Genomic DNA, 13,627 nt, shown 5'->3' on the forward strand with positions numbered 1-13,627 from the left:
GAAATTTTTAAATTATTTTGTTTTTTCATACGTTTTAACTCCCCTGTTTTTATTAACAGGATTTATTATATACACGTTTTTTGGATATTTCAACTAATATCTGAATATTTATTCATATTTTTATATTAATATGAAAATATACTCATTTCGGCGTACTAATCAGCTTCACGGGCGCATTGTTTTTGTGACCTGCAGTAAGCTTGAACGCAGCGGTCTACCAACTTGTGACTAATTCACATTTAAGTTACAATATTACTTAAATCAAATTTTAAGGAGGTTTTCTTAATGAACAATGAAAAAGACGAAGTAACCCTTAACCGGTCACTCGGCCTTTGGTCCGCACTCGCACTTGTTATCGGAACGATCATTGGTTCTGGCGTGTTTGTCCGCCAGGCCGCCGTTTTGGATGATGCAGGTTCCACCACAAATGCCATGTTAGCTTGGCTTGCAGGTGGTATCATCACCTTGACTGCTGGCCTTACCATTGCTGAGATTGCCTCCCAAATGCCTAAAACTGGTGGTCTTTACTACTATATGGAAAAAATTTACGGGAAGGTTTGGGGATTTCTCTCTGGCTGGATGCAAATCATTATCTATGGTCCGGCCATGATTGCTTCACTAGCGGCTTACCTTGGCATTCTCCTCGTTGATTTCTTTGACATGCCGCAAAACTGGACGGTGCCAATTGCACTAATTGCGGTTGTTCTCGTTGCTGGCCTTAATCTTCTTTCCAACCGATACGGTGCCACTTTTGCCATTGTCACAACAATTTGCAAATTAGTTCCTGTTATTGCACTTATTTGGTTTGGTTTATTCTATGGTAAAGAAGACGCCTTTGCACAAACTTTCTCCAGTGTTCATCAATCAGCTGGAAATTTCGGTGTGGCAATTCTGGCCACACTATTTGCTTTTGATGGCTGGATTTTGGTTGCTAACCTAGGTGATGAAATCAAGAATCCAGAAAAGCGCCTACCTCAAGCCATTACGTTAGGAATTGTATTGGTCCTTGGAATTTACATGTTAGTAAGCTTCGGCGTTTTTCGGAGCATGCCTGCCACTCAAATTCACAAACTAGGAATTGGTGCAATTCCTTATATGGCAGAAAAAGACTTTGGTGCGATTGGCGGAAAAATATTGAGTATTGGGATCATCATTTCCATTGTGGGTTGTATGAACGGCAAAATTATGACGTTTCCGCGAATTATGTATGCCATGGCCCGCGATCATGAGTTACCCTTTGCAAAACAACTTTCATACCTCAACCGAAATACTCAGACACCGATTATCTCTGTTTTGACTACGGTCTCAATTTCGGCCATCATGATTCTCTTTTTCAACGCTGACCGGCTATCTGAATTGTGTATTTTTACCGTTTATTGTTTCTATGTCATGACCTTTGTTGGTGCGTTCCTTCTTCGCAAACGTAACCCAGATTTAAAGCGACCATTTAGCACACCACTATTTCCGTTTACACCAATTGTGGCTATTCTTGGCTCTTTGTTTGTTATTGTCAGCGAAATTCAATCTGACATTGTTGGTGTCCTCTTCTCCTTTGTATTTGTTTTAGTTGGTTTTCCAGTATATTATTACTGTAAGCATCATTATCGAAATCAAGTCTAACACTGGAGGTTCTCACATTGCTCAATAGCTATTCAGCAGATCAAAAACATAAATTTGATTTAACTTACGTTCAAGATTGTAGTGAATCGGAAAAGCAGCAAATAATAGATAAATTTGGTGTTCCCGCACCTCTGCTTGAATATGTGGATGATAAGGACGAACCGGCACGCATCGAAATTGGCACGGAAAATAATTATGTCCTCATGGTTTTCTGGGCACCTATAAAAGGTTCGTCTCATTCTGAGCCAGTTTCTGTAATCTTTTATGATCATAAACTTTTTATTTTTACCAGTTCAGAAATGGAAGTCATCAATGAAACCATTGAATCGTTGTGGCAACAAAGTTATGAAAAGCGGATGGCTTTCCTTTTAGATCTTATTTTACCGATCGTGCGAAAGTATATCGGTCGTGTTTCAAAACTGGAATACCAAGCCGACCAAATTCAAAGTCATTTAAGTGCAAGAAGTAAAATGAAACATCTTGATGATTTAACTTTGATTAATCAAGATGCTGTGTACCTTCGCTCGGCTATCCAGGAAAATGCCAGTTGCTTTGAAGAAATTAAATCAATTCCACAAGGTACGGATGTCCCGTTTGATAAAAAATGTAATCGTAAATTGCATAACGTACAGTTGGAAACTAATCAAGCCGATCGAATGATTGGGCTGATTTCTGAAAGTGTCGAACAATTAAGTGACACCTTTGATCGCTTGATCAATAATAATTTGAACGAAATTATGCGATTCCTGACAATTTGGTCGCTCTTATTGGCCGTTCCCCCTATTGTCAGTGGCTTTTACGGGATGAACATGCATTTACCACTCGCCAATGGTTCATTAGCCTGGTTGGCGTCCTTAGTTCTCACTGGCATTTTGATGCTGGCCTTGCTTATTTATTTGCATAATCATCATTCCGTATAAAATTCGTATTTATTATCAAAAAAATAACCTGCCGGAGATCAAGTTAATCTCTGGTAGGTTATTTATTTTTCATCTAACAGCTGTGTCATTCAGGGGTTGGCTAAACTTATTTCGATAAGCTGTTAGATGTGACTTCAACTTTGGCCCAGTTGGAGTCCTTAGTCGCATTACTCAAACTGAAGTTCTTAACACGGTTATTAACTGCGTAAGATTGAACAACTTCAGTTTCGGGAACGTAAGCAGCTTCTTTATTCATGTAATCTTGCCATTTCTTGAAGGCATTAACACGATAGCTTGTGTTAAAGGCTTTTTGTGAATCGATATCGTTCAAAAGCTTTGTATTTTCTTTTGAAACAAAACGACCCATGTTAAATGGTGCATTTTCACTATACAAGTCCATTGGTGATGGCTCGCTTGAAAGACCCCAAGCAGCTTCGAACATATCAACATCACTTGAGTTGGCTTGAACTTTTTCATAGAAGTTATTCATATCCAAGAGACGGCCGTCAGTCAATTTGACGCGAAGGCCAACCTTCTTCCATTGTTGAATATAGTTCTTAACAATAGCTTGAGTGTTAGAATTCCCCTGCATTTCAGCAAGGTGAATCGTTAACTTCTTACCTTTAGGATCAGTCCGGTAACCATCCTTACCCTTCTTATATCCAGCTTTATTCAAAAGTGCATTGGCTTTCTTAATGTTTAGAGGAAATCCTTTAGCACTCTTATCTTGATACTTAGAGAAAGCAGATGGAATGAGGGTTGTCAATCGACTACCTAAACCATAGCTAAATTTCTTCTCAACAGCATCAATATTCATAGCATAAGCAATAGCTTTACGAAGACTTGGATCAGCCATCTTTGAGTTCTTGTTCATCACATTTTTACCAGTCTTAGCATCATATTTGCCTAAGTTGAAACCAAGGTAATCATAAGATAATGCCTGTTTTCCAGTAAATGTATACCCAGAGGTGTTCTTAACCTTCCCATATGTCGAGGAGCCAAGTCCATAAGTAACATCATACTTATGTGCTTTTAAAGCAGCCGCAATAGAATCAGGTGAAACAACCTGCATATCAATTTCCTTCAACTTAGGAGTACCCTTGTAGTAGTAAGTATTTGGTACCCACTTAACAGATTCACCAGAAACTTCTTTTGCAAGTTTAAATGGTCCGAAGAACAAAGGATGTTTACGAATCTGGTCAGAACTTGCCAATTTCTTAAATGGTACATTCTTGATATAGTGATATGGTTCCGCATTTTCCCAGAAATAACCATTTCCAGAAGTCTTCATTCCAGGTTTCATGACTTTAAAGTGGATAACTACAGTGCGCTTGTTTTTAATCTGAACACCAGAAATATCTTTTGCTTTACCAGCGTGATAAGCAGCAATTCCTTTAATATTTGCAATACTCCCAGTATAATATTGAGAAGCAGTCCCTTTATTAGCTAAAACTTTATAGGCATAAGCCACATCCTGGGCAACTAAAGGCTTGCCATCTGACCATTTAACTTTTGGATTAATCTTAATAGTTGCCGTCTTAGCTTTTGGGTTAAGTTTTAAGTTAGCAGCACCACCATTAACAATCTTAAAGTTTTTATCTGTCGCAAAAAGACTTTCATTCCCATACTGCATCATGTCCGCATCTTCAACATTAGTGGTTAAAGCATTGTCCCAGATTCCTTTAAATGCGGCTGTGTTAACTTCAGCGACCTTCAAAGTACCACCCTTAATTGCTGATTTCTTTGATGAATAGCTAAGTGGCAATGTTGGTTTGCTTGAACTTGTACTTGAGGCTGACTTGCTATTTCCACAAGCTGCCAAAGTGAGTGCTGCCAATACAGCAACTGCACATACGCTCCATTTTTTACTCATACGTATCTCCCCTTTTATGTAATTTTTTACATCATTCCTCTAGTAAAACGAATAACTCTTTTATCTCTTTAATTTGAGCATCCCTTCTCTCAGTGAATTTACAAACCTAACCACGCCGCTGCTGAGCATCGCCTGCCCGTCTTAAGGCTTGACCAATGTAACTGATACTTAGTGTCAAAACTAAAATAATAACAGCCGCCGGTAACCACACCCAAGGCTTACTACCAATGACATCTGGATCCTGCGCGTAACTAATTAAAGTTCCTAAACTAGGTGTACTGTCAGGCAGCCCAAATCCTAAGAAACTTAATCCTGTTTCAATTCCGATATTTCCTGCAAAACTTAGGGTCGTATCAACGATAATAATGGAACTTAAATTAGGTAAGACCTCCCGAAACAAAATTTTAAAATCACTGGTACCTGACGTTCGCGAAGCCGAAACATAATCACGTTTTGATTCAGCTAACGCCTTACTCCGAATTAATCGGGCGGTGCTTAGCCACATAAAGCAAGACATGATGATAATAAATGTCCAAGAATTATATTTTGGGACGATTGTGACTAACACAATGATGATCATGATTTCCGGTAAGATATTGATGAAATCGTAAATTCTCATCATCCCGTTATCCAACCAACCACCATAAAAGCCTGAAATCATACCGTAAATAATTCCAAAAAGTGATGAAATAACTGTAACTGCAAAACCAATCATAATTGAGTTTCGAGCTCCAATAACTAACATTTTCAGGCCATCACGGCCACCCTCATCAGCACCGAGAAGAAAACCATCCTGTCCAGGTTTATCATACTGGGCAAAGATATTAACATTCGTCACTTTTTCAAGATTCAAACTTGCTGCATAGATAAAAATACCTAAAATCAACACAATTGTGAAAACCAGTGAAAACATAGCCACACGATCATGGCGAAATTCTTGCCAAATCACCTTCATCGTTGAGGGAGTTTTGACAGCTTGTGTTTCCTTTGAATTTGTCATATTAGCTCCCTCCTATTTAATCCGAATTCTTGGATCAACAATACTCATAATGATGTCTGACAACAAAGTTCCAAATAATGCCAAGATTCCATAAATCATAACTAAGGCCGTGATCACTGAAAAATCACGATTACTGATTGAGTTTAGGAATAGCTGTCCCATCCCGGGATATACGAAGATCTGTTCAACGAAGACAGAACCGCCTAACAAGCCTGTAATGGAATATCCCATAAATGCAGCAATTGGCAAAAGCGAATTTCTTAGAATATGACGTGAAAACACTTTTCGCTCGGGAACACCCTTTGCTCGAGCCGTTGCAACCATATCTTGATGCTTTTGATCTACAATTTCACTTCTAAGGTATTGAACGGTACTTGTCGTTGATAGTAAGGCTGTCAAAACACCAGGTAAAATCATATGATAAAGTCGACTTAGTGCATTTCCGAAAAATCCATTAGCACTCAGTGAAATGGAACCACCACTTGGAAACCACCCTAACACATAGCCAAACAACCAAAGGCCCAGAACCAAGAAAACAAACAGTGGAATGGCATACGTCACATAGTTAAAAAACATGATTCCCCGATCCAAATTTGTATCTTCGTAACGTCCCGCTAGTAATCCTAGTGGGATGGCAATTAGATAAGTTAGGATAACTGTGAATAATGACAGCCATAAGGTATTAACCGCACGACCACCAATTACGGCCATGACCGGTTCTTTGAATTGATAACTTGTTCCAAAGTCACCATGGAACATATTTACCACCCAATGAACATACTGGGTGTACCAAGGATCATACAGTCCTGCTTGAACCTTCAGCGCATGTAACTGAGAAGCATCGGTTTGCGGTGTGATGGATCCAGTAAACGGATCACCAGGCATGAACTTAGCTAGAATGAATACCAACAAACTCAAAATGACAATTTGCGGAATCATAATTACAACCCGTCGTAAAATCGTTTTCCACATAAGCTCACTCCCCCTTCACTTGATCTTCTGGCAGAGCTACCGAATGTGTTTCTGAAATCTGTTGCAATGGTAAAACTCGTCCGTTCTTGTCATAGTACCTACTTTGTTCCGTATCAAACACCTTTTCAACTTCTTTTCGATGTTTACGATGAACCTCACGTTGGTCCACGTTGATATCCGGAATTGCTGCTAACAAGCGTTTGGTATAAATATGTTGTGGATGATTATAAATATCATCCCGCGTTCCTAACTCAACGAAACGGCCACGATGCATAATCGCCATGCTGTCACACATGTGACGCACAACCCCTAAATCATGGGAAATAAACAAATAGCTAATATTGAATTGCTTTTGAATTTCTTGCATGTAATTCAAAACCTGTGCTTGAACCGAAAGATCCAACGCAGAAACAGGTTCATCAGCAATGACTAACTTAGGATTGGTACTAATTGCTCTGGCGACCCCAATTCGTTGTCGTTGACCACCTGAAAATTCAAATGGATATTTGAAAAGGTCGTCATCTCCCAAACCAACTGTATCTAGTAATTCACGAACACGATGCTTTTCTTCTGTATCACTTAATTTTTCGAAATTTCGCAAAGGTTCTGCAATAATATCGTAAATTCGTTTTTTAGGATTCAAACTTGATAAAGAATCTTGGAAAATCATTTGCACATCGCGATTGTAATGAACGGCTTTTCGTTCTCGTTTAGTCGAAACATCTTTTCCATTAAATAAAATCTGACCGGATGTTATTTTTTCCAAACCGATTATGGAACGACCAATCGTCGTTTTCCCGGATCCCGTTTCGCCGATTAATCCGTACGTTTGCCCCGGTTCAATTTCAAAATTGACACCATCAACCGCATATACATAGTCATGAATACGATTAAAAAAACCGGAACGAATTGGATAATGAACTTTTAAATCTTTAATTTCAACTAAACTCATTAGACGGCCTCCCCATTCTCAAATTTAAAACTTTGATAACAGGTACACAAAACATAGTGACCCTCTTCTGGTTCATGCATTGTTGGCTTTTTTTCATGAGCACTCTCAGGAACCCATGGAATTCTTGGTGCAAAACGACAACCATCATGTGGCATCTTTGTTAATGGTGGTACTGAGCCTTCAATCGCATACAAGCGATCTCCTGGATGATCTGCTTGTGGAATTGATTTCAGTAATGAGCGCGTATATGGATGCAATGGATGATTAAAAATTTGAGAAACACTTCCTCGTTCAACCACCTGGCCCGCATACATGACGACAACTTCATCTGCTGTATCAGCCACAACTCCAAGATCATGGGTAATTAAAATGATACCTGCATGGTTTTGTGTCTGAATCGTTCGAAGTAGATCCAAAATTTGAGCCTGTATCGTCACATCCAAAGCTGTAGTTGGTTCATCAGCAATAATTAATTCAGGTTTGCACGCAATTGCAATCGCAATAATAATCCGTTGACGCATCCCACCAGATAGCTCATGGGGAAATTGACGAGCAACACGTTCTGGATTCTCCAATCCAACTTGGTCTAATAACTCCAACACAATTTTGTGTTTCTTTTCTGCAGAATAATTTGTATGATAATCCAGCACTTCACGCACCTGATCTTCAACACGCATTAAGGGGTTCAACGCAGCTAATGGATCTTGAAAAATCATCCCCATCTCACTACCGCGTAATTTATCGAACTTTGCAGGTGAAGCACCAACTAGTTCTTCATTTTCAAACCCGATATGTCCAGAAATTTTTGTTCTTTTTAAATCATGTAGTCCAATAATACTTTTAGCCAGGGTTGTTTTTCCACAACCTGATTCACCGACAATTGCCAGAATTTCATCTTTATGTATTTTTAATGAAACATCATCGACAGCATCATAATATTCAGTCCCATGTTTGAACGCTGTGTGTAAATGATCGATCGTTAAAAGTTCTTCTCCCATACTTCGCTGACTCCTCCTTCTAGCAATTAATTAGAAAACAATTAATAAAATTAAGATTTGATAATATTATAGTTCTTCTAAATGAAAATTCAACCTTTATTTTGTATTTAACAATCAACTATGCCTTATATAAATTCGCCAAAATCCCGTTAACAATAGGAAATTTCAAATGATTAGATACAACAAAAAGACTCATAATAAATTAATATTATGAGTCTTGTTACAAAAATATGATAATATTTTTAAATTTTTACGCCAAACGTTTCTCCAAATAGTGTGACAAAATCGAAAGGAGATAACAGACCACAAAATACATCACTGCCAAGGCTAAAAACATTGGCAAAATGTAATTACTGTTTTGCCCATAGATAATCTGCGCGTGATACATCAAATCTGGCAAAACGATGATTGTTGCCAATGACGTATCCTTAATCAGCGAAATAAACTGACTTACAATCGTTGGAATCATTTTTTTCTGAGCCTGAGGTAACACAATATGCCACATAGCTTGCCAATAAGTTAATCCATTGGCACGAGCACCCTCCATTTGGCCTGAATCTACAGCGCCAATACCACTTCGAATAATTTCCGCTAACATTGCAGACTCGAAAATACTCATTGCCAAAATGGACGACCAAATTGGATTTAAACGAATGCCAATGTTTGGTAACCCAAAGTAGGTGAAGAAGATGATCAACAGCAGTGGCAAATTTCGGATTAAATCAATGATAAAGCCGACAATGGCAGATAAGTATTTCACCTTAATGTACCGAATCAACCCCAGAATAGCACCTAAAATATAGCTAAACACAATCGAGATGACCGAAACTTCAATTGTAATCCACAGACCCTCTAATAAATAACGGAGGTCAACCCAAGAATACGCATTAATAAAGTTTTGCATTTTTCTTCACCCCCTAATCCAATCGTTTTTCGAGATAGCGCATGTAATAACTTAACGGCATGGTGATGATTAAATACAAAACACCCACCACAAAATACGCGTTTAACGTATCAAAACTTGTAGAAGCAATTGTATTGCCTTGATACATCAAATCAAAACCAGCTACGAAGGCAAGTACAGAAGAATTCTTCACCAGATTAATAAACTGATTACCCAATGGTGGAATGACAATTCTAAATGCTTGTGGTAAAACAATGTAACGCATAGCTTGAGTGAATGTCATCCCGTTTGCGCGAGAGCCTTCCATTTGTCCAGAGTCCACGGATTGAATCCCTGAACGCACCGTTTCTGCAATAAATGCCGAAGTGTAAATGGTTAGCCCAATTGTTCCGGCAGTGAACCCATTTACCTTCACAAAAAACATGGGAATGACCACGTAAAAGAACATGGTAATAACCAATAAAGGAATGTTCCGGAAAACTTCAATATAAATTCTGGCGATCACCCGTAAAGTTTTACTTGGCACCACTTCAAAAATAGCGAAAAACGATCCGATGATCAAACTAAAAAATAGGGCTAAAATACTACACAATAGGGTTTGGCCTAAACCATACAGAAGATCTTGCCAATGATTTGCGATTATACTAATCATTTTTCTGCCTCCTTATAGTCAAATCCAGCGATATTACCAAACCACTTTTTAACAATTTTGTTATACTGCCCGTTTTTACGAAGTTCTTTCAAAGCCACATTAATTTGGTTAACAAAGGATTTTTGCCCCTTATTAACTGCAATTCCATATGGCTCTTTTGTAAAGGCACCACCGACAACTTTATACCCAGGATTTTCAACTGCCATCCCTAGCAATATGCCGTTATCCGTAGTTAATGCCTTCCCTTGCCCAGATTTCAATGCCTGTAAGGCTTGGGCATAATCTTGTAATTCCAGAACCTTAGCTTTAGGCGCTACTTTTTCAAAATTAGCTACAGAATTAGCGCCAGTTACCGCCAGAACTTGGGTACCCGATACATTTAAATCTTTGACACTTTTGATTGAACTTCCCTTTTTGACCAACAATGACTGGCCGGCATTGAAATAGTGATTAGAAAAATCAACCACCTTTTCCCGATCTGGGGTAATGGTCATGGTTGCAATTACGGCATCAATATTACCGTTTTTTAACAGAGGAATTCGAGTTTGACTAGATACCTGAATAAAGCTGGCTTTACCTGAAGGTCCCAAAATTTGTTTGGTAATTGCTTTGGCCATGTCAACATCAAAACCCTTAATTTGAGAATCCTGAACATCCATCAGTCCAAACAATTTGGTATCTGCTTTAACTCCCCAGACAATCGTGTTTGTTTGCTTGGCGCGGCTCAAAACACTTTGGTTAGCAGCTTTTTTCGTCCCACAACTACTAAGTACTAAAACTAGTAAGCACAGTGAGGTGAGCAAGACTAAATAACGTATTAATTTTTTCATGCTTAATGCCCCCTCTAGTGCTTAATAATTTTGCTAAGGAACTGACGGGCACGCTCATTTGTTGGCTGGCCATCAAAGAAACTTTCTTTAGAGTCATCTTCCAAAATCCGACCATCAGCCATAAAAATAACACGGTCTCCCACTTCACGGGCAAATCCCATTTCATGCGTAACCACCAACATGGTCATACTGGAATCGCGAGCAATATCCTTCATAACATTCAAAACATCATCAATCATTTCAGGATCCAGTGCGGACGTTGGCTCATCAAATAAAATACACTTAGGATGCATAGCTAAACTTCTCGCAATCGCAATTCGTTGTGATTGTCCACCAGATAGTTGTGCAGGATAGCTATCCGCTTTATCCGCCAAACCAACCTGATCTAAAAGCTCCATTGCCACTTTTTTATTCTCAGTTTCATTACGTTTCAAGACAATTCGCGGTGCAATCATGATGTTTTCAAGCACCGTCTTATTTTGATAGAGGTTAAAATGCTGGAAAACCATCCCGACATTTTTCCGAATCTTGTTCATATCCGTTTTTCTGTCGGCTAAATCAAAGCCATCAACGATTAATTGCCCACTATTAATAAGTTCCAGACCATTAACTGTTCGAATCAAAGTACTTTTACCTGAACCAGAAGGACCGATTAAAACCACAGTTTCTCCCGCTTCAATCGTTAAATTAATATTATGCAGTGCGTGAAATTTTCCATAGTACTTTTCGACATCGTGAAATTCGATCATTGACATTAGTCTTACCTCTTTTTCTTTCTATGTATTACGTTAGCACTCTGCGGTTGGAATACCAGAAAATTTGTGTTCATCCCCAGATTACATACTGTAATACATACTTCCATTATATCAATTTTAAAGTACAAAAAAGAACCTGTCAAAATTTTGGTCAATTCAACAGATTTCCTTTTTTATTTATCAAACAATAACCAAAATCTAGTACGATCTACGTCTTGTTTGAGTTCCATTATTATCTCGTTTTTGATACGCCATTTGAATTTTTGCAGCATATGGTGACTCCTCGGTCATCAAGGTTGAGCGCCCGGCAAATTTACGTTGACCGCCAATCAAAACGGCCTGTGCCAGATAAAGCTGATACTGTTTTTTCGCATCAAAATAATTAGACAATCCTACACTAGCAACGTGACCGATCCGGTATAAATTCATTTGATTCATACCTGCATAAATATTTGCCTCGCCGTTTTCTTCACGGAGCTCAAAATATGGAAACGGAATTCCTTCGCCAATTGCATAAACTGCTGAATCATTTGAATCCTGCAGATGCGTAATAATTTCATCATCCGAAAGGCCTTCATAATCTGCCATTGCAAAATTATTTTGAATCATTTGTTCAGCCAACTGATTAATATTGTATACTTCGCGTTGCGTCGACTTAATTGTCGCAGGTAAAATTGTGTTTTTTTCAAAGATACCAGTTGATGGCACAATTGCGCGACGACCACGTTCATGTTGATGCAAACGTTGACGTAACTCTTCATTTTCTGAAACTTCACGTGGTTTTCCACCTAATAATTTTTCGATTTTAGGCGAAATATCAAATGGCGGTGCCTTTTTTGTGAAATAAAAAAAGATATTCATGATCAGGAAATATAGAAAAATCAGAAAAATCGCAATAAATCCTAAACCTCGCACCCAACGACCATTTTCGAAGAAACGGAAAGCCAGGTACAACATATAGAAATTACCAACAAATCCGATAATTGTATAAATCCGGTTTTTTAGTTTTAAGTTGACATTAATATACCCTAAATAGTGGTTAATCATATCAATGACTGTAAACAATTTCCATCACTCCTTCCAATTAATCGTCTGTATTATCCTGCGTTGTAGTTGTGGGGGTGCTACTACTTGACGAACTTGCTTTAGTGGTTGAACTAGCAGCACTAGACGACTGGGTAGCCGCTGAACTACTTGCCTTTTTTGCTGTAGACGCACTGCTTGAATAAGTGCTTGAAGCAGAATTTGCGGATGAACTATCCGTCGAACTACTTTGCGTCGCATCAGAGCTTGACGAACTAGACGAACTACTTGGATCAGAAGAGCTACTGGAACTATCCTCGCTGGAACTACTTTCTTTGCTACTATCTGAACTTTCCTTTTTTGAAGAATCTTTATTACTCTTGCTTGATGATGAAGCCTTATTGACTGATTCTGTTTGCGCACTCACAGCTCCACCGTCTGTTGTGCCAGTCACCTTATTTACCACAACATTAGTGGCACTCAGTGCAATCAAAATACTTACAATTGCAAATGGTGTAATAAATGGTGGCGTTCGATATGCCATAGCCTCTTCTCCTCCCCTTTTTAAATGGTTAGTTAAACTTTAACAAATTCACTGTCATTTTAAAGACTAAACATTAAATCCATATTAATTCTTTAAATTTGTAAACAAAGCCTTAAACAGTCCCAATTTTTTTTGCACAATCTGCACATAAGCCGTAAAGTTCGAAGCGATGACCAGAAATTTGGTAACCCGGTAGTTGACGCTCAAAAAAATCTAAAGGACACATTTCAACTTCTTCAACCTTGCCGCAGTTGGTACAGATAAAATGATGATGATGTTGATGCGTCACATCACACTGGTATTTTACCTGAGCGTGTTCACCTTTAATAATTTGTTCCACTAAACCAATCTGTTCGAATTCCTTCAAATTACGATAAACCGTATTATGACTCATCTTCGGATAATTGGATCGCATTTGTTCATCCACTTGGGTCACATCCACATAATGATTTTCATGTTGTGCCATAATTTCAATAAGTGTCTGTCGCTGTTTCGTTATTTTAAAATGGTTTTGTTGTAAAATTTCAATGGCTTGTGCTACTTTTGTATCCATGTTTGTTCCCCTAACTTTAAATAGTAATAAT

Annotated in this window: 14 protein-coding genes; 2 read left to right on the forward strand and 12 right to left on the reverse strand. The window is 38.4% G+C overall.

Going from position 1 to position 13,627, the window contains the following annotated elements; genetic code table 11:
- The first annotated feature begins 285 nt into the window (after nucleotides 1–285).
- Nucleotides 286–1,620, forward strand: coding sequence for an APC family permease (locus PPA04_RS03640; RefSeq protein WP_057783261.1), 1,335 nt, complete (start codon nucleotides 286–288; stop codon nucleotides 1,618–1,620).
- 17 nt (nucleotides 1,621–1,637) lie between these two features.
- Nucleotides 1,638–2,540: a magnesium transporter CorA family protein gene (locus tag PPA04_RS03645; RefSeq protein ID WP_057783259.1), complete on the forward strand. Its 903-nt coding sequence runs from the start codon at nucleotides 1,638–1,640 to the stop codon at nucleotides 2,538–2,540.
- Nucleotides 2,541–2,646: 106 nt separating this feature from the next.
- On the opposite strand, the gene PPA04_RS03650 is transcribed toward PPA04_RS03645, so the two are convergent.
- The 12 genes from PPA04_RS03650 to PPA04_RS03705 all read right to left on the reverse strand — a co-directional run bounded on the left by PPA04_RS03650 (nucleotide 2,647) and on the right by PPA04_RS03705 (nucleotide 13,596).
- Nucleotides 2,647–4,413, reverse strand: coding sequence for an oligopeptide ABC transporter substrate-binding protein (locus PPA04_RS03650; RefSeq protein WP_057783256.1), 1,767 nt, complete (start codon nucleotides 4,411–4,413; stop codon nucleotides 2,647–2,649).
- A 106-nt stretch (nucleotides 4,414–4,519) separates the two neighbouring features.
- A complete protein-coding gene (locus PPA04_RS03655) occupies nucleotides 4,520–5,413 on the reverse strand; it encodes an ABC transporter permease (protein ID WP_057783254.1) in 894 nt (297 codons plus the stop codon).
- Nucleotides 5,414–5,425: 12 nt separating this feature from the next.
- Nucleotides 5,426–6,385 (reverse strand): oligopeptide ABC transporter permease, encoded by a 960-nt coding sequence (gene opp4B, locus PPA04_RS03660; protein ID WP_057783252.1) that lies wholly within the window; start codon nucleotides 6,383–6,385, stop codon nucleotides 5,426–5,428.
- Between the two features lie 4 nt (nucleotides 6,386–6,389).
- A complete protein-coding gene (locus tag PPA04_RS03665) occupies nucleotides 6,390–7,337 on the reverse strand; it encodes an ATP-binding cassette domain-containing protein (RefSeq protein WP_057783250.1) in 948 nt (315 codons plus the stop codon).
- Entirely contained in the window at nucleotides 7,337–8,335 is a 999-nt protein-coding gene (locus PPA04_RS03670) for an ABC transporter ATP-binding protein (RefSeq protein WP_057783248.1), read from the reverse strand. The genes PPA04_RS03665 and PPA04_RS03670 overlap by 1 nt, the downstream gene beginning before the upstream one ends.
- 250 nt (nucleotides 8,336–8,585) lie before the next feature.
- Nucleotides 8,586–9,239: an amino acid ABC transporter permease gene (locus tag PPA04_RS03675; RefSeq protein WP_057783246.1), complete on the reverse strand. Its 654-nt coding sequence runs from the start codon at nucleotides 9,237–9,239 to the stop codon at nucleotides 8,586–8,588.
- 13 nt (nucleotides 9,240–9,252) lie between these two features.
- Nucleotides 9,253–9,891 (reverse strand): amino acid ABC transporter permease, encoded by a 639-nt coding sequence (locus PPA04_RS03680; protein WP_057783244.1) that lies wholly within the window; start codon nucleotides 9,889–9,891, stop codon nucleotides 9,253–9,255.
- On the reverse strand, nucleotides 9,888–10,721 hold the full coding sequence (locus PPA04_RS03685) for a transporter substrate-binding domain-containing protein (RefSeq protein ID WP_057783242.1): 834 nt from the start codon (nucleotides 10,719–10,721) through the stop codon (nucleotides 9,888–9,890). The genes PPA04_RS03680 and PPA04_RS03685 overlap by 4 nt, the downstream gene beginning before the upstream one ends.
- Nucleotides 10,722–10,735: 14 nt before the next feature.
- Nucleotides 10,736–11,476 (reverse strand): amino acid ABC transporter ATP-binding protein, encoded by a 741-nt coding sequence (locus PPA04_RS03690; RefSeq protein WP_057783240.1) that lies wholly within the window; start codon nucleotides 11,474–11,476, stop codon nucleotides 10,736–10,738.
- Nucleotides 11,477–11,674: 198 nt separating this feature from the next.
- The gene (locus tag PPA04_RS03695) at nucleotides 11,675–12,541 is read right to left on the reverse strand and encodes a DUF6681 family protein (protein ID WP_057783238.1); all 867 of its coding nucleotides are present in this window, start codon (nucleotides 12,539–12,541) and stop codon (nucleotides 11,675–11,677) included.
- A gap of 19 nt (nucleotides 12,542–12,560) precedes the next feature.
- A complete protein-coding gene (locus tag PPA04_RS03700; RefSeq protein WP_057783236.1) occupies nucleotides 12,561–13,043 on the reverse strand; it encodes a hypothetical protein in 483 nt (160 codons plus the stop codon).
- Between the two features lie 112 nt (nucleotides 13,044–13,155).
- A complete protein-coding gene (locus tag PPA04_RS03705; RefSeq protein WP_057783234.1) occupies nucleotides 13,156–13,596 on the reverse strand; it encodes a Fur family transcriptional regulator in 441 nt (146 codons plus the stop codon).
- Between the last annotated feature and the right edge of the window lie 31 nt (nucleotides 13,597–13,627).

The organism is Pediococcus parvulus, assembly GCF_007990205.1.
Classification (GTDB): Bacteria; Bacillota; Bacilli; order Lactobacillales; family Lactobacillaceae; genus Pediococcus; species Pediococcus parvulus.